At 37.1% G+C, this 18,073-nt stretch carries 15 protein-coding genes; 8 read left to right on the forward strand and 7 right to left on the reverse strand.

The features are described from left to right. Window positions 1-51: 51 nt before the first annotated feature. A complete protein-coding gene (locus M2R48_RS07120; RefSeq protein WP_262085581.1) occupies window positions 52-900 on the reverse strand; it encodes a hypothetical protein in 849 nt (282 codons plus the stop codon). Window positions 901-1,161: 261 nt separating this feature from the next. Between M2R48_RS07120 and M2R48_RS07125 the strand changes: the two genes are divergently transcribed. Beyond that, complete coding sequence (locus M2R48_RS07125; protein ID WP_262085582.1) at window positions 1,162-1,743, forward strand: TetR/AcrR family transcriptional regulator; 582 nt, start codon at window positions 1,162-1,164, stop codon at window positions 1,741-1,743. Between the two features lie 1,023 nt (window positions 1,744-2,766). On the opposite strand, the gene M2R48_RS07130 is transcribed toward M2R48_RS07125, so the two are convergent. Both M2R48_RS07130 and M2R48_RS07135 read right to left on the reverse strand, forming a co-directional pair. Then, window positions 2,767-3,852, reverse strand: coding sequence for a hypothetical protein (locus M2R48_RS07130; RefSeq protein WP_262085583.1), 1,086 nt, complete (start codon window positions 3,850-3,852; stop codon window positions 2,767-2,769). Further along, entirely contained in the window at window positions 3,853-4,554 is a 702-nt protein-coding gene (locus tag M2R48_RS07135) for a hypothetical protein (RefSeq protein ID WP_262085584.1), read from the reverse strand. It abuts the gene before it with no gap. 307 nt (window positions 4,555-4,861) lie between these two features. Between M2R48_RS07135 and M2R48_RS07140 the strand changes: the two genes are divergently transcribed. From M2R48_RS07140 to M2R48_RS07150, 3 genes are all read left to right on the forward strand, one after another. Further along, a complete protein-coding gene (locus M2R48_RS07140) occupies window positions 4,862-5,506 on the forward strand; it encodes an RluA family pseudouridine synthase (protein WP_004820305.1) in 645 nt (214 codons plus the stop codon). A gap of 139 nt (window positions 5,507-5,645) precedes the next feature. Further along, window positions 5,646-8,483 (forward strand): RNA polymerase-associated protein RapA, encoded by a 2,838-nt coding sequence (gene rapA / locus M2R48_RS07145; protein WP_262085585.1) that lies wholly within the window; start codon window positions 5,646-5,648, stop codon window positions 8,481-8,483. A gap of 476 nt (window positions 8,484-8,959) precedes the next feature. Further along, window positions 8,960-10,654: an AMP-binding protein gene (locus tag M2R48_RS07150; protein WP_262085586.1), complete on the forward strand. Its 1,695-nt coding sequence runs from the start codon at window positions 8,960-8,962 to the stop codon at window positions 10,652-10,654. Between the two features lie 162 nt (window positions 10,655-10,816). On the opposite strand, the gene M2R48_RS07155 is transcribed toward M2R48_RS07150, so the two are convergent. From M2R48_RS07155 to fabR, 3 genes are all read right to left on the reverse strand, one after another. Next, window positions 10,817-11,833: an AI-2E family transporter gene (locus tag M2R48_RS07155; RefSeq protein ID WP_105714264.1), complete on the reverse strand. Its 1,017-nt coding sequence runs from the start codon at window positions 11,831-11,833 to the stop codon at window positions 10,817-10,819. Between the two features lie 248 nt (window positions 11,834-12,081). Further along, window positions 12,082-12,912, reverse strand: a complete 831-nt coding sequence (gene dapB / locus M2R48_RS07160; protein ID WP_262085587.1) for a 4-hydroxy-tetrahydrodipicolinate reductase — start codon at window positions 12,910-12,912, stop codon at window positions 12,082-12,084. A 44-nt stretch (window positions 12,913-12,956) separates the two neighbouring features. After that, a complete protein-coding gene (gene fabR, locus M2R48_RS07165; RefSeq protein ID WP_004721706.1) occupies window positions 12,957-13,652 on the reverse strand; it encodes an HTH-type transcriptional repressor FabR in 696 nt (231 codons plus the stop codon). Between the two features lie 142 nt (window positions 13,653-13,794). On the opposite strand from fabR, the gene M2R48_RS07170 reads away from it, so the two are divergent. The 4 genes from M2R48_RS07170 to M2R48_RS07185 all read left to right on the forward strand — a co-directional run bounded on the left by M2R48_RS07170 (window position 13,795) and on the right by M2R48_RS07185 (window position 17,196). Next, complete coding sequence (locus M2R48_RS07170) at window positions 13,795-14,862, forward strand: ferredoxin reductase (protein ID WP_262085588.1); 1,068 nt, start codon at window positions 13,795-13,797, stop codon at window positions 14,860-14,862. Between the two features lie 12 nt (window positions 14,863-14,874). Continuing rightward, the gene (locus tag M2R48_RS07175; protein ID WP_262085590.1) at window positions 14,875-15,969 is read left to right on the forward strand and encodes a fatty acid desaturase family protein; all 1,095 of its coding nucleotides are present in this window, start codon (window positions 14,875-14,877) and stop codon (window positions 15,967-15,969) included. A gap of 105 nt (window positions 15,970-16,074) precedes the next feature. Continuing rightward, window positions 16,075-16,710 (forward strand): SMI1/KNR4 family protein, encoded by a 636-nt coding sequence (locus tag M2R48_RS07180; protein ID WP_004820316.1) that lies wholly within the window; start codon window positions 16,075-16,077, stop codon window positions 16,708-16,710. Between the two features lie 162 nt (window positions 16,711-16,872). Next, a complete protein-coding gene (locus tag M2R48_RS07185) occupies window positions 16,873-17,196 on the forward strand; it encodes a hypothetical protein (RefSeq protein ID WP_016539042.1) in 324 nt (107 codons plus the stop codon). A 99-nt stretch (window positions 17,197-17,295) separates the two neighbouring features. Here M2R48_RS07185 and M2R48_RS07190 read toward each other — a convergent pair whose 3' ends face one another. Beyond that, window positions 17,296-18,066, reverse strand: a complete 771-nt coding sequence (locus M2R48_RS07190; protein WP_262085591.1) for a sulfite exporter TauE/SafE family protein — start codon at window positions 18,064-18,066, stop codon at window positions 17,296-17,298. Between the last annotated feature and the right edge of the window lie 7 nt (window positions 18,067-18,073).

Here is an 18,073-nt window from a genome sequence, read left to right on the forward strand (position 1 = left end):
AGTATTTTTGATCTCAGCAATGGGATCAAAAAAACATCATGAAGTAAGCGTTTAAATTTCAGTTATACGCGTTGACATTTTGCTCCAGAAATTATTCCAGAGTGCTAAATACTCAGACTGGACTTGGTCCAAATACTGTTGGTCGTTTTGATCATAACATTGTATCAGTAGGGTCCAAATGTCATCTTGATGGTTGTCATCATTGGCAAGGGTCGCGTCATTTTGATCAGCCAGCCCATGACAAGCATAATAACCTTCAATAAATTTACTGTTGTAAATCGACATGTTGTTACGGAGTGCTTCACTAAACTTTATGACTTGCAGCTCTGTACAAGCCAAAATGAGCAATAATTCTGTATAAGAATTGATATGTTGGTGAATAAATTGGGCTAATGCAAAAGCTTCTATTTCAGTCTGTTGCTGATCCAATGGATCTAATTCCAACTGCTGCATCAATTTTAAAAAATAAACCAGATGTGATTTGGATGCAGCGCTTTTTTCGAGTTGGTGTGTATTGAAACCCAGTTCATCAATTAAGTTTAGCGACAGTAAATAGCGTGCATATATTTTAGCTGCAATCCTATTTTCTGGATGAATATTATGGTTTTTTTCGAGGCTAACGGCTTGATAAATTACCATGCTAAGTGCATCTGTAAAATTTTTAACAATCGCCGTAAAATAATTAATATGAATAAATTTAAGTTGTTCAAGTGTCAGCTGGCTTTGATTCAACTGGACTAATATTGGGTGCTTAAATAAAACATGACAGTGTGTTTGTCGCTTTAAATTTGCGATAGCTTGAGTATTTTGCTGCCATAATTCAGGTTGCAAGGAATTTTGAATGAAATGCAGCAACTCGAAACGAGTATGTTCAGATTGCGTGAAAGATAATATGCTCATATGCTGCATTAAAATTTTAATTTTGCCGTTTTTATAATAGTAAAAAACAATTTGTTTTGCTAGTATTTATGCAGGTTTAATATTTTATATTTCATATACTTGCCTTTGTAGCCTTGATGTTTTTTTATAAAAACTCAGTATTCATATGAATTTAAGATATAATTCTTAGCATACACTTGAAGTAATTCGTATTTATGTGCTGTTCTTATAAGCTAATGCTTTAATTTTAATCTTAAATTTTTGTACATCAGGTAAAAACAAATGTCAAAAAAAGAGGACATCATTAATACAGCGTTGAATCTCTTTAATACATATAGTTATAATTCTATCGGTATAGACCGAATTATTAGTGAGTCTGGCGTTGCAAAAATGACTTTTTATAAATATTTTCCATCTAAAGCCAAATTGATTGAAGAATGTTTGGTCACGAGAAATCTCAATTTGCAAGAATCATTAGATGCTGCAATCGCTAAATGTGATCCACAAGATTATTTATCTCATATTAAAGCCATCTTCACATGGTACAACGCATGGTTTCATAGTGAAGATTTTAATGGTTGTATGTTCCAAAAAGCCGTAGAAGAAATTTCAAAAGTTTATCCGTCATCACTCCAACCTGCAACTGACTATAAAGAGTGGTTAAAAGGGCATTTGAGTAATGCGTTGCGTCATTTAGGTGTTAAACAAGATATTCAACTTGCTTCTTTCTTGTCGAGTCTTCTTGACGGAATGACGATTCAGGCGCAAATAGATCCTCAGCAAGTGTGTTTAGATGATTATTGGAGACGGGTAGAAACCCTGATTCAGATAGAATTGGCTTTAGCTCAACCGAGTTCAGTTTAACCTTTAAGTTTGTTGAATAATCGCAGATTGCAAGCGTAATCAATATTTGCGCTTGTTGATCTGTTTAGGGGCTGTTGAGATTTCATAAATGGCTTGCGTTGTAGGTTAAAATTGAGCAGGCAAGGCATGAAACGAAGAGAATAGCGAGACTATTTTCGAGTTTCATAACGAAGGCTGAGATAATTTTAGCCACAACCCTTCGGGACTAGTGTGTTTTTTGCCGCTACGTCGTTACGAACTACTCATTTAGAATGACTAAATTTCGTATTTCGCGCCTAGTATCGCCTAAAAAACACACGTAGTCGCAAACGAAGGCTGAGATAATTTTAGCCACAACCCTTCGGGACTAGTGTGTTTTTTGCCGCTACGTCGTTACGAACTACTCATTTAGAATGACTAAATTTCGTATTTCGCGCCTAGTATCGCCTAAAAAACACACGTAGTCGCAAACATAGACGAATTGTCAACAGCCCCTAATTTTCCTTAAAACTTGAAAATAAAAAAGCGCGATCACTTGAAGTGAATCGCGCTTTGCTGATAAGTTTTTTATATACCTGATGATTTATTGTCATAACAATAAATCATCAGGTAAAGAGATGCTTGAAGCATCTTCTTATATTTATTCTTATACCCTCTGAATGCACATGTCATTCGTTTTTTCAGCAAATTATACAGACTTGTCTGTTTAGTTGGATTATAAAGATTTTGTTGTTTTTTACAACAGAATCTTTGTGAATTTGTTTGTTTTTTTATCAAACGGCTTAAAAGTTAAAAAAAATGTCTAATTTTGGGTACTTTGCGTTTAATTTTATGAGTGCTGATCTATTTTAAAAGCCAGTTCTTGACCTTGTTGATTAGGCTAGCAGACTTCTATTTATCTTTAAATGGCAGTAAATTGTTATATGCCAAGCATGTGGTCAAGGATTTGAAAATTGAAATGAATAATTGTAAATAAATATTAGAGATAAAAAGTAAAAGACCATGAAAAGTGCCTATGCTGTTTGGAATATTAATATTTAAGCATTAGTGATTCATTCTTCGGACTAAAATTCTAGGATCATTACTATTGAGGATTTGTTCAATTTTGCCATTAGGGCGCTGAACAATCGTTTGATCATGTGTGTAGACTTTGCCATTGCGAGTAACCGCATTTTGATCATTGGGCGGGGTAAATAACCATGTTTCATTTTGTGTTAAAGGATGAACCAATAAATTGAATTCAGTATTTGTTGGATATTGGATATCACCTAAGGTTAATTTTTCTGTCAGTGTGCCATTTTCAATCCCGATGAGTTGTTTATTTTGATCCAAATAGACGTTTGCCCATTGTAGGGAAACAGCTTTGTATTGGGTGAGAGGATTGTGAATCCGCCAGTAATCTGTAGAAACAAAGTTGTCTGGATATTTTTGATATTTAGAACGTTCAATATCTGCCTGTGCCACAAGCGTAATATTTGCTAGCTGCATATCTTGAGCAAGATTACAGTGTTCTAAACCAATGATGTTGCCAGCATCATCTAAATAGACTTGAATATAGCTCATCAGCTGACAATTCCAACCTTCGATCGTATCCTCGCCTGTCCCCATTAAGGTGGTGGAACGATCATCAAAAAGTTCCAAATCAATACCACGAGGAATTTTCATGCTGTTAATTTGCAGCTTTCCAAATAATACGGGTTGGGGAAATTTGGCTTGTCTCAATGAGGTCAATTGATCAGGTTCAAATAATTCAAGTTCAGTCCCTTGTGGCATTTGAATGCCTAAAATTTTCTCAGGCGAACTTAATGTTTTATGTATGGAGTGATGCTCTTTTTCAATCTCATTTTTTGTATATAGAACAAGGAAATAGAGTGCCAAGCTCAAAAAAACGCAGAGTACACTACAGACAAATAAAGACTGAATAAAAATATTGCCATGCCTAAGGGTATTTCTGAATTTCGAGCTAAATATTAATCCAATCGTAAATAGACTAAAAATAATGCTCCCAAAGCCAGCGACAAAGAAAATCCAAAGATAGTTAAAAGAAAGTGGAATCATGCTATTGGGAATCGTATTTTTATATTTGCTAAGTTTCAGGATATTGTATGCAATATCCTGAATTATTTTCAATCAATCAAAAATCTTATGAAGCGCTTGGAATGGTAAAGTCACTACATCAAAAGCGACAGCAAAAGGGAATAACACCAGTTTATCTGCAGTTTTACTGCCAGCATTTGAGTAATCTTTTACCTCTTGAGTGGTATAGATACTGACTTGATAGGGTTTACTCAGTGCTTTTAGTGATGAAATATTAGAAGCAGAAGGGTAAACCAGACCAGATAAAGCAATGTTAAAACAGAAACGTTGTGCTTTTAGACGTTGATCACTTGAGGTGGTACATTCTTCTGCACCATTTTCAATAAAGAATACACGATCTTGTTTAGTGACATCTTCAGAAAGTTTGACATATTTGAGTGGTAGGGTTCCTGAAAAATGCCCATCATTTTTTTCTGAATTGAAAGTCAGCGCTTTATCAATTTGAATAAATTTTGGATCAAGTCCTGTGATCACTTTGACAAATCGGGCACCACCACTGGTGATGACATAACTATTTTTTTGTCCTGCAATGACAATGCTGTCAGAAGGTAGTGCAGAAATTGCTTGTGATGGTTTGCCAAATGCTAAAACCGTATCATTGACCAATACAGTTTGAACATTACGGGTACGGACACCGTTGTCTTTCTTTAAAAGGGTTGAAGTTGCACAGCCGGTCATGGCAAATACGGAAATAATACAAATGGACAATGTAGATTTATAATTTAATTTATTCATATTTTGCTCATTTAATCTTAAGGTATTGTTTATACCATTAAAAAAATAGGGTGTTAAGTTTTTAGCCTACCAAAAAATAGACAATAATTTATTTTTTCAATGAATTAATCCAATTTCTCCACAATTGATTGGCAAAATGTATCTAAAGTTTTTGATTGCTTTGTAAATTACCAATGAATTTAAAGCAATTGTACGATTTATTATTCTTTCTTTAGAATAATCGAATAAATCAGATAATTTTGATTGTAATTTCATTCCAAGATTCTTAGAATTGCCTGCTTGTTTGCGTGATCATTGGAACTGAACTTTGAGTAATTTTCTAACCGAACACCTGATCCATCGTGATGATGATTTTATGGTGATCCATAAGCCAGCAGGTATACTCACAGTTCCAGGAAAAACAGCAGATTTACAAGATTGTGTTATCAACAGATTATTAAAAATCGAGCCTAAGACTTTACTCATTCATCGTTTAGATCGTGATACCTCTGGGATTTTGGTATTTGGACTGAGTAAATGGGGACAAAAAAGTATTTCTAGACAGTTTCAAGAACGTCAAACCTCTAAAACCTATCAAGCTGTTGTTGCTGGAACTTTACATGGTGAAGGCACAGTTGATGTTCCTGTGATTTATGATCCAGAACATCCACCCTTACATATTGCTGATCCAGAACATAACAAGCCTGCATTAACACATTGGAAAGCAATCCAACATTTTCAAATTCAAGGACAGGCTGTAACCCGTGTTGAGTTAACCCCAATTACAGGACGGTCACATCAGTTACGCGTGCATATGCAATATTTAGGACATCCTATTATTGGTGATACTTTATATGCAACTGTAGAACAACAGCAGCTTATGCCGCGACTTTGTCTACATGCACAACAACTGAGTTTTCATCATCCTAAAACAGAGGAGCTTGTACAATTTGATTGTCCAGTTCCATTTTAGTTTAGATTTTTAAGTTGAAATTAAGTCGCTCAAAATTTAATGAGCTTTATGTCAAAAAGTATTGCGTAATGGGTATAAACTTTGTTCAAATATTCTCCTGATTTGAGCAACCGTGTTTTAGCCCTAACATGAGATAAAGGTGGAAAAATTGCAACAATTTGCTATAGGTCAACGTTGGTTATCGGACACAGAAACTGAGTTAGGTTTAGGTGTATTGATTGACGTCGATGAACGTTCAATCAGTATTCTTTTTCCAAAAAGTGACGAAACTCGTGTCTATGCACGTAATAATGCCCCATTATCTCGTATTGTTTTTAATATCAATGATGAAGTCCAAGACCAAGAAGGCATCAAGTGGATTGTCGAGTCTTTAGACGATCGCAGTGGTGTGATTCGTTACAATGTTATTCGTACATTGGATAGTGGTGAACAAGAGAAGAAAGCGTTAAACGAAACGCGTATTGGCGCACAAATTCAATTGTCAAAGCCTTTAGAACGTTTATTGGCAAGCCAAATTGACTATAAAGAATGGTATGACTTACGTATTGAAGCGATGCAAATGCAAGCCAATATGCAAACGTCACCATTACGTGGTTTGGTTGGCGCGCGTGTAGGTTTGATTCCACACCAGTTGTATATTGCCCATGAAGTGGGTAAACGATTTGCCCCTCGTGTATTACTTGCAGATGAAGTCGGTTTAGGTAAAACAATCGAAGCGGGACTCATCATCCATCAACAACTCAAAACGGGTCGTTCTGAGCGAATTCTGATTCTTGTGCCAGATTCATTACAATATCAATGGATGATTGAAATGCGTCGTCGTTTCAATTTGAATTTCTCATTGTTTGATCTGACTCGTACAGCTTCAATCAAAGAGCATGATCCTGAACTCAATCCATTCCTGACTGAACAATGTATCATTGCTTCAGTAGATTTAATGATTGACCATGATGATTTGCGTGAGCAAGCCATAGACGCTGGTTTTGATCTGTTAGTGGTCGATGAAGCGCATCATTTGATGTGGAGTGAAGAGGAAGGCGGTAATGACCGTTATGATCTGGTTGAAGAGCTTGCTGAAAAAACTGAAGGTGTGCTGCTTTTAACGGCAACGCCTGAACAGTTAGGCGTAGAAAGTCATTTTGCCCGTTTACGTTTACTTGATCCGCAACGTTTTAGTTCGCTTGATCGTTTCCTTGATGAAGAAGAGCAATATCATCACACTGCTAAAATTGCTGAAGTGTTGATGTCAGATTTGCCACTTGAAGCAGAACATTTGGCAGCGGTTGAAAAATTATTAGGTCATCCGATTGAAGATCAGCCTGAACATCGTTTCCGTGCAATTCATGAACTTTTAGACCGTCATGGCACTGGTCGTATCTTGTTCCGTAATACCCGTGAAGCAATTCAAGGTTTCCCTGGACGTGATTGCCAACCAGCACCATTGCCAGCACCAGAAAACTGGTCTAAAGATGGAAAATTACGCGAACAAATGTGGCCAGAAGAGCTGCAACTTGATGGCGCATGGATGGAAACAGACCCACGTGTCATGTGGTTGATGGAACGATTACGTTCTGATTTAAAACATAAAAAAGTACTGCTGATTGCACGTAGTGGTCCAGTTGTTGAAGCACTTGAAAATGCTTTACGCATCCACGCGGGTATCCGCACCGCAATGTTCCATGAAGGCATGAGCTTATTGGAACGTGACCAAGCAGCGGCTTATTTTGCTGAAGACTCTTATGGTGCACAGATTTTACTGTGTTCTGAAATTGGTTCAGAAGGGCGTAATTTCCAGTTTGCTTCTGATCTTGTGTTGTTTGATTTGCCAGCAAATCCAGATGTACTTGAACAGCGTATTGGTCGTTTAGACCGTATTGGTCAGGAAAATCGTATTCAGATTCATGTGCCTTATCTTGTCGGTACAGCGCAAGAGCGTATGTTCCGTTGGTACAATGAAGCGCTAAATATTTTCAGTAATATTTCGCCTACAGCACAAACCTTACAAGAAAACTTTATTGTCGATTTAAAAGATTGCTTATTGGATGATAAAGGCCAAGCCTTTGAAGAGCTTCTTGAAGCGGTCAATGTGCAGCGTCAAGCACTTGAAGTTGAATTGCAAGATGGTCGTGACCGTTTATTGGAATACAATTCATGTCGTCCGATCGTGGCACAAGAAATTGTTACTGCGCTTGAAGACTATGATGACAATACTTTGTTGCCAATGTTTATGAAGCGGTTTATGGCATCGACTAACATTGACTTTGATGAGCAAAGCAATGGAACGGTGATTATTAAACCCACCGATCAAATGCAAGTGCAAGGCTTGGATATCGACGAAGAGGGCATGACTGCAACCTTCTATCGTGATCAAGCACAGATCCGTGAAGACGCGCAATATTTAACACTTGAACATCCGTTTACTGAAAGTGTGATGGAAATTATCCGTACTCAATCTTTTGGTAGTACCAATGTTGCGATTCTAAAAACCAATGCACTTAAACAAGGCACGATTTTGTTGGAAGTTTGGTTTAAAGTGGATGTGGTTGCACCTAAGGCATTAAATTTACCTTCAAGTTTGCCGACACAATTGATTCGAGTGTTATTGACTGAAACGGGTCAGGATATTACTGCCAAGCTTGATCCGGAAATTATTAAGCCGTATTTGCATCATTTAGATAGCAATAGCTGTCGTCAAGTGGTGAAAGCACGTCGTGAAGTGATTGAAGAACGCTATGCACAAGCTTTAGATATTGCTAAAGGTGTTTTACCGCAGTTAAAAGAGCAAGCTAAAGAAATTTATGGTAGCAAATGGCAATATGAAATTGATCGTTTAAGTTACTTAAAGCAATTTAATCCAAGTATTCGTGCAGATGAAATTGAACGTTTACAGAAATTCCAGAAAGAAGGTTTAAGCCTATTGGAAGGTGTTTCTGTAACGCCAGAGGCGATTCAGGTATTGGTCGTGGTTAAACCTTAATTTAGTGCAATTTTATCTAGATTCTAAAAGCTCCTTCGGGAGCTTTTTTGATGTATACGTTATGCATATTTAAATAATCAATTATTGGGTTGTTTTTATTTATTTGATTTTAAATGTAAAAGTTATACCCATTTATAAAAATTAATTCCTATTATTGCACCATTTATATGGTCATATCTTGTATGAGGGGCTATAGACCATGCATCAATGTCACCACACGATAGAAACGCCATGTATCATTGGATGAGATCTACTTTACAACAATAATCAATGAAGGATTTACAGGGAGTTTGTTGTATACATCGCAACCGTTTTTATGCTATTAAAATAGTGTACTTTGATCTCAATTTGTTCCTTAGAGATAAAGTTTACCCACCCATGTAATTTGATCATTCAGTATTGTGTATCCAAATAGACAAGTTCGAAAGCAACCGTCTATAGCCAAGATAAAAACTTAAAATAATGGAAGAAATGATATGGAAAACAAGGATTTTGTTGAGTTTCATGATACCCATGTGCACTATCTACTTCATTGGGAAAAGCAATTACCGCAAAAAGATGTGTTTGTACAACCATTGGCCAATGGCAATGTGGTGCATTACACATGGTCGGAAGTTGCACAACAAGTTCGCAGTATGGCGAGTTATTTACAGTCTTTAAACTTGCCTGAAAAGAGTGCGATCGCAATTTATGGTAAAAATAGTGCGCATTGGCTTATGGCAGATTTAGCGATCTGGATGTCAGGTCATATATCAGTCCCGCTCTACCCAACACTCAATGCGGAAGGTGCGGCTTATGTACTCAACCACAGTGAAGCCAAACTCTTATTTATTGGAAAATTGGACGGTAAAGCGGATAGCTGGAATGAGGTAAAAACAATCATTCCACAAGATCTAGCTTGTGTGCGTTTGGCATTATCACCTGAATTCGATGCACCGCAATGGAATGATATTGTACAATCTGTTGCGCCACTAGAAAACCCGGTATTACCCAATAAAAATGATTTAGCGACCATCGTTTATACGTCTGGTAGTACTGGTGTACCTAAAGGGGTTATGCAAAGTTTTGCGACGCTTTTATCTGGCGCTCGTGAACTCAGATTGACTTATCAAGTGACAACATCTGATCGGGCCTTATCTTATTTACCACTTGCACATGTTGCTGAGCGTATTTTTATTCAATCTTCATTGATGGTGTGTGGTTTTACCGTGTATTTTGCAAATTCAATTGAAACCTTTGTCGAAGATTTGAATCGTGCCAAACCCACACTATTCTTTTCGGTACCACGCTTATGGACCAAGTTTTATTTGGGCGTTAATGAAAAAATACCCCTCCATATACAAAAGGTTTTATTTAAAATACCGGTGTTGGGTAAGTTGGTTAAAAAGAAATTACTCACTAAACTCGGGCTAAATCATGTCCGTTATGCATTTACTGCTGCGGCACCGTTACCTACAGATATTATTTTATGGTACCGGAATTTAGGTTTAGAGTTACTTGAAGTCTATGGTATGACTGAAAATTGTGGTTATTCGCATGTGACACGTGTGGGGCAGTTTGCCAGTGGTTATGTGGGGCATGCCCAACCTAAAGTGGAGTGTAAAATTGATGAAAATGGTGAAATTTTGGTAAAAAGCCCAGGAACAATGTTGGGCTATTATAAAAATCCAGAAAAAACCGCAGAAGATATGACCGAAGATGGATTTTTACGTACTGGGGATTTGGGCGAGATCGATGCAGAAGGGCGTTTAAAAATTACGGGTCGAATTAAAGATATTTTTAAAACAAGCAAAGGCAAATACATCATGCCAGTTCCGACTGAGCAAAAAATCGGAAATCAGGCCTTAATTGAATCTGTATGTATTGGTGGTTCAAGCCAACCACAACCAATTGCCTTTATTATGTTGGCTGAAGATATTCGTAACAGTCTGAAGCAGAACCCTAAGCGAGATGAAATTGAAAACACCTTGAAAGCATTAAGAGTGAAGATCAATGAAGAACTTGAGCCCCATGCAAAAATCAGCTTCTTTGTCGTAGTCAATGAAGCATGGACCATGGAAAATGATTTACTTACCCCAACAATGAAAATTAAACGTAATAAAATTGAAAGTCGCTATGAGCCATTTTTAGATGCTTGGGCACAACAGAAACGAGAAGTGGTCTGGGAATAAAAGTTTTTAACAGTATTCGTATTATTAGCAAAAAAGCCTGAATTGTAATGCTGATCAACTCAGGCTTTTTTAATTTTCTTCTTTTACAGTGTAATACTTCACACCTTTAAAAGAAGGGTTTCTTGATGACTCAAATGAACTATGCTTTAAATCATTTCAGCTTTAAATCATTTCGGCTTGTTTAAGTTCTAACTTGATATAGGCATAGAAGATGGGTGCAACAATTAGACCCGCTAAGCCAAAGAATGACTCAAAGACTAACATTGCCAATAACACTTCCCATGACGCTGCATGGATTTTTGTGCCAATAATTTTGGCATTAATAAAGTATTCCAGCTTATGGATAAAAATCAGATAAAGTAGTGCGATACCTGCGGTAGATACTGAAATGGTTAAACCTGCCATAACAATAATGGTATTGGAGAGTAAGTTTCCGACAATTGGAATTAAGCCAAAAATAAAAGTCAGGATCACTAAGGTGTTGGCAAAAGGTAAATGTATATCAAATACAGGAAGGATCAGGTGAGAGAAAATCAAAAATAAAAAAGTATTGATTAACGAAATTTTAAACTGAGCAAACACCACATTTTTAAAAGATGACGAAAGATTCTCAATACGTGTGATCATGGCACGCTTAAATTCTGGCTGATCTGGCTGTGGACGCAGTTGGTTTAATGAGACAAGGATCCCTACAATCATACCAATCAGCATGGTGGCTAAATTATGTAAAAAGCCTGTTCCGGTACTTTTTAAGGTTGATAAATTATCTTTGATTAAATCAAAGGTTTGATCTTTTAATTCAGTGAGTGAATAAGGAATAAATCCGGGAATATATTGTGCCACTTCAAGTTGTAGCTTTTGTAAGGTTTTATCGACTTGGTCACTGATGGCATTGATTCCCGCACCTTGCAAATCATGTTGAACAAAGCTGATTAACCCTGTGATGCTGAGCACAATCAAAGAAATAATAAAGATGGCTAGAATAATGCTAATGGTCAGGCGAGCTCTTTGACCATCAATATATCTTTCTGTAATGCTACCTAAACTATTGATGATTTCAAAAACAACAAAACCTGCAAAAAATGACGCTAAAAGATGCAAGGGAATCAGTAAAGACAAAAAGATCAGCATGAGTACGTAACTTGCAATAATACTTTGACGATCATTTAACAGTTTCATGTGAATAGAGCTCAATTATACAATTGATGTATAGGGGAATATAAAAATACCAAGTTAGATTTATATCACTCTAACTCGCGGCGAGATAGCTATTTTTAAATACAAAGCTTAATTCAATGTGAAAATATTTGGCCTGAATACAGGGTGAAAAGTCTTTAAAAAACGTTATAGAAAGATAAAAGATCACTATCGTGGGATTGAGCAAAAAAAAATAATGCTGCGTACATTGAGCAGTACATAGAGCGCTATTAAAGTGAGTGATTCAAATGAATCACGTCATGCATATTATATAAGCCAGCGGGTCGAGACATACACCACATTGCGGCACGAATTGCACCTGTCGCAAAGTTCATCCGATTGCTTGCAATATGTTTGATTTCGACCTGTTCCCCATGACCATAAAATATCGTGTTATGTTCACCAACAATGTCACCACCACGTATAGCTTGTAAACCGATCTGTTGGGGTGCTCGCTCAGTAACCTGAGCATGGCGTTGATAGACCGCTAAATCACTGAGCAATTGCGTTCTGACTTGAGCAATTGCTTCTGCATACATCAATGCAGTACCTGATGGTGCGTCTATTTTTTGTCGGTGGTGTGCTTCGATGATTTCAGCTTCAAATCCTGTACCTAATAATTGGGCAGCAACTCGAACCAGATCAACACTAAGATTGACGCCAATGGAATAATTGCCAGAATGCACGATAGCAATATTTTGCGCGGCTTGAGCAATGTGTTGATTTAATTGCTCAGATAAACCAGTGATACCAATAATCATCGGCTTTTTAGCGTGCTGACAAATTTTTAAATGTTGCGATAATGCTTCTGCTGTAGTGAAATCAATCACCACATCACAATGCTGAATGACATCTTCCAAACGATCTGAAATAAGCACATTTAATGGTGCTAGATTGAGATATTGCCCTAGTTCATGACCAATCGCTGCACTTGCAACTCTTGCTGTAGCAACAGTAATGTTTAGTCCCGCATTGAGACAGGCCTGAACTAGCATTTGACCCATGCGGCCAGTCACACCAAGTATGCCTACACGAATATTTTGTTGATTGTGACTGATCATTGGGTCTTGATACTTATATTTAATCGGCTATGAAAGAATTGGTATTATTTAATTTGCGCTTCGTCTAAATGACGCGAACCTTCGAGTAACATGCGAATCATCACCATGGTTTGTTCAGCGACTTCTTTACGTTCAGCAATCGGCAAATCAATCACCTTGGCACCCATATTAAATACCAGCTGAGTAATGGCTTTGGCGACTAAATCAGGATGGGTTAATTTACTGTGATTGATGCGTTCTATTCGAATCAAATCCTCTTGGAGTTCTTGTTGGAAATAATTAAGTTGTTTGTCTACAGCAAGTTTATATTGCTTTGATCCTGTATAACCTTCACGCAGTAGTAAACTGAGGTTACCTTCATCGGCATCTAGTTGTTCAATAAATACTTCAACTGAACTACGAATAATACTGCTTTGTCTAATTGCCTTAATTCGAGCTTCATGCAAAATTTGACGGAGCACCACACCTGAACGATCAATCAGTTCAATCGCCAACTCATCAATATCTTTAAAGTGACGATAAAAACTATTTGGAGCAATCCCAGCTTCACGAGCAACTTCTCTTAAACTTAAAGAGGAAATACTTTTTTGCGGTCCAATCAAATTTAACGCGGCTTGGAATAATTCTTCTTTGGTAATTGTCGCTTTGCGTCCAACAGTACGTACAGAAACTTTTTCAAGCTCATGAATTTGATCTTGAAGGGTAGCTGGGTTCTGAGGTAATACGGACGTTGGATTCATAAAGTATCAAATAGTTAAAATATTTTTTTCATTATAGCCTTTGTCATTACATAAATGAAATGTCTAGATACAATACACGCGTATATACAAATATATATACATGTGTATAATAATTAAAAATCACTCAGATGGTGAGCCTAGTATGCACGCTATTGAAAAGCAAAAATCTCCCGTAAACGCTATATTTGATATGGTGTTAGGTACTCATACGACTAATTTTTGGCTACAGAAAATTAATCCATTGTGGTCAGTTCAACAAGCTTTGGGGAAAATAGTTGAAAAAGAACAATCCTCCGCAGAAACGATCAGTTTAACCATCAAAATTAACCGTTTGTTTAAAATGGGGTTGGCTGGGCAGCATCATCCGATCACTGTCGAAATTAATGGCCGTCGTTATGAACGTACCTATAGTCTGACTCAATTAGATACGCAACATGTATTACTCACAGCAAAAAAAGTAGAAAAAGGCATTGTGAGTAACTGGTTATTTGAACATGCCCAAGTGGGTGAAGTGATTGAATTTGGTCGACCTTATGGTGATATGTTATTGCCTCAAGTAGTCAGTCCATTGATTCTGGTCGCAGCGGGAAGCGGTATTACACCGATGTATAGCTTGATTCAGGCCTTGGCAGCCAACCAGCAACTTGATCGTCAGCCAGTACATTTGATGTATTGGGTTAAAAAAAATGCAGACGTTGCCTTTAAACAACAGTTTGAGCAATTAGCCCAACAGTATCTCGATTTTAAATTTGATGTGTTCTATACCCAAGAAGTACCCGCAGACGCACGTTTAAATAATGAATATTTACATATCATTAAAAATCTTGAGCAAAGTACGGTGTATGTATGTGGTCCTTCAGGTTTTGTGGCAACAGCTGAACAATTGTTTGAACAGGCCAAGGTACTTAAAAGCGAAGCATTTAGCCTAAGCCCAGTGATTTCTGATGACACCGGTTTTATCAATGTCACATTAACCAAATCCAATAAAGTGATTGCAATTCCTAAAGGTCAAGCCATTTTAGTTGGCTTAGAACAACAAAATATCAAACCAGAACATGGTTGCAGAATGGGGATTTGCAATAAATGCGCGTGTAATAAAGCACAGGGTGCCACAAAAAACTTAGTCAATGGTCAAGAAAATTTTGAACCGAATAATTTACTGAGAATTTGTGTGAATACTGCCAAAACTGATTTAGTTATTGATCTTTAAGCGAGTTTTATCATGAATATGCCAGTTAAAATTCAATATTTTAAAAACATCAAAAACCGTGAATTGACCGAGACTGAGCTGGATGCTTTAGCGCGCGAGCTGGATGCGATTAAGCAAGAAGTCTTAGATGATATTGGTGAAAAAGATGCCAAATATATCAAAAAAGTATATGCCGCTATTCGTTATAGCAGTATTTTAGGCCGAGCATGCTTATTTGCGGGTTGGTTCCCACCAGCATGGTTACTTGGTACTGGTTTACTGAGCTTTGCCAAGATCATGGAAAACATGGAACTCGGTCATAATGTCATGCACGGACAATATGATTGGATGAATGATCCACGCTTTAAAGGTACAACTTACGAATGGGATATTGTTGGAACCTCTGACAACTGGCGCCAGACCCATAATTATAAGCATCATACCTATACCAATATCAAAGGGATGGATGATGATATTGGCTATGGTTTATTGCGTTTATTTCCAGAACAACGTTGGAAACCGGGTTTTTTATTGCAGCCTTTATATGCAATTCCGTTCTGTCTATTGTTCCAATGGGGCGTTGCGATTCAAAACCTTGAAATTGGTAAATTGGTTTATAAACGTAAAACGTGGGCGCAATTTAAAGAAGAGTGGAAGCCAACTCAAAAGAAAATTGGTAAACAGTTTTTTAAAGATTATCTTTTCTTTCCCGTGATTGCAGGCCCCGCAGCTTTACCTGTATTTACAGGTAATTTAGTTGCCAATGGTATCCGTAATATTTGGACATTTAGTATCATTTTCTGTGGTCACTTTACTAAAGATGTCGAAGTGTTCCCTAAAACTGTTTTACAGGATGAAAGTCGTGGACATTGGTATATGCGCCAGATCCGCGGTTCTTCGAATTTAACCGGTTCAGAAGCATTTCATATTTTGACAGGTCATTTGAGCCATCAAATCGAGCATCATTTATTCCCTGAAGTACCTGCTCGTCGCTATCGTAAAATGGCACCTAAAGTTGAAGCGGTATGTAAAAAGTATGGTTTAAACTACAACAATGCAAGTTTGTTTAAGCAGTATGGTCAAGTCCTTGGACGTATTGTGAAATATGCATTTCCATTTAAAAAGTAGTTGATTTGCTAAAGCTAAAGCCACTTTTAAGTGGCTTTTTTATTGTCAATGATTGGGTTTTTCAGTAAAGTTTATTTGACTGTTATAAGGGTTAATGAGAAGAACATGATTCAAAAACAATTAGAAAATATACAAAATTGGTTAGTGCAACATGCAGCAAAGATCGCAAATCAATCACTCAATCCCGCGGCAAGTATTTCAGATATAGAACAATTTGAACAAAGGCTTTCTAAACATTTACCTGATGATTTTAAACAGTTGTACTGTTGGCATAATGGAATGAATGAAGAGGAAAATTTAGGCAGTTTATTTTATGGTATGGAATTTTTATCGCTCACCAATATTGAAAATAAACGTGCCGATCTTGCGGATCTCGTTGATGAGTTGTTTGTTCTTCAACATGCTGACCCACAAATCAATCCAACCAATGCCCATCATCGAGATTGGGTTCAGTTTGCGCACGATGGTGGGCGCACAGGTTTGTATGTGGATTTAGCACCCACCGCCGTTGGTCAAATTGGCCAAGTAATCTTTATTGATCATGAATATGATGTTGGTATTCTAGTCGCCAACTCGATTACCGATTTACTTCAACAATTTTCAGATGATTTAGACAATGACTTATATCAACTGAATGAAGATGCTTTAGAAGATGAAAATGAATTTTTAGAAAGTGATGCAGCTATTGATCTGGTCAATTGGCATATGAGTGAACGCTGGGCGCGTCCTGATTTTACTTAGCTTTTTTTAGACAAATCATTTTATAAAATTATGTTTGAACGCTTCACTCATAAAAAGTGTATCAATAGCGATTATTGTTACACACTCAATTTTGAACGCATTACATTTCTAATCAAATCAATTTTACAAAATCAAGTAAGCTCTAATTTTTAAACGAGCAAAATGATGGATCATAAAATAACGGTTGATGAGGTTGTAGCACGTTCAGTAAAAATCAGAGAACGTTATCATGAGCTAGAGCGAATAAATCATCATGCTGAATGGACAGTGCAAGAGGATGCGTTGGCATTTTTATCTGATGCTGGATTGGTTGGGAGATTAGTGATGGCGCAGACGGGGAAGTGGTTACACAAAGGCGATGCTCAGCAAGAGTTGCAGCATAAGCTAGGTGAATGTGTTTGGTGGTTAGCCATTATTGCCAATGAATTAGATATGGATTTAACTGAAGCCACACAATACTTTTTAGATAAAGCTGAAAAGATTTAAATTTTTGGAAAAACTTCCATAGGAAGTTTTTTTATAATCTTAGTTTAGAAGCCTGCATTTTGGCGGGCTTCTTTCAATTTGTATATTTAGTATGAATGACTAACTGATAAATAAGTCATAGCCCATTCGGCCAATTAAAAACACCAGTAAAATTAAAAAGAAAATACGAATAAAACCACTTCCATATTTAAATGCTAAAGCTGTACCCGCAAGTGAGCCTAAAATATTGCAAACTGCTAAAATGATGCCAGCCATCCATAAAATATGCCCAGAAGGGATGAAGAAAAACATGGCAGAAATATTGGTGGCGACATTGACCAATTTGGCAGATGCAGACGCATTTAAAAAATCAAAAGCAAATACTTTCACAAACAGAAAGAGTAAAAAACTGCCTGTCCCTGGGCCAAAAATTCCATCATAAAATCCAATTAAGGCGCCAAAAAATAAACCTAACGCAATTTCTTTCTTACCCGTCTGTAGCACAGTATGGATTTTACCTAAGTCTTTTTTGGCAAAGGTGTAGATTGCAATCAAGATCAGCAGAAAGAATACGATATAACGCATCAGTTCTTTCGGAATCAACGAAACTGACATTGCACCTAAAAAAGAAAATATAAATGCTGCCAACATTGTGGGTAGTATAAGTTTCCAATTGATCGTAACTTTCTTAAAGTAAGCAAATGCAGAAGATACAGTGCCTGCCATGGCAATGATTTTATTGGTTCCAAAAACTGTGGCGAGACTTTGATTGGGAAAGGCATGCATTAGTGCTGGGAGTAGAACTAATCCACCTCCACCCACCGCAGCATCAATTAAACCCGCACAAAAAGCGAAGAAGCCTAAACTCAGAAGTATTGTCTCGTATTCCATTACAGAT

This window comes from Acinetobacter sp. I-MWF (assembly GCF_025433935.1).
In the GTDB taxonomy this organism is placed as follows: domain Bacteria; phylum Pseudomonadota; class Gammaproteobacteria; order Pseudomonadales; family Moraxellaceae; genus Acinetobacter; species Acinetobacter guillouiae.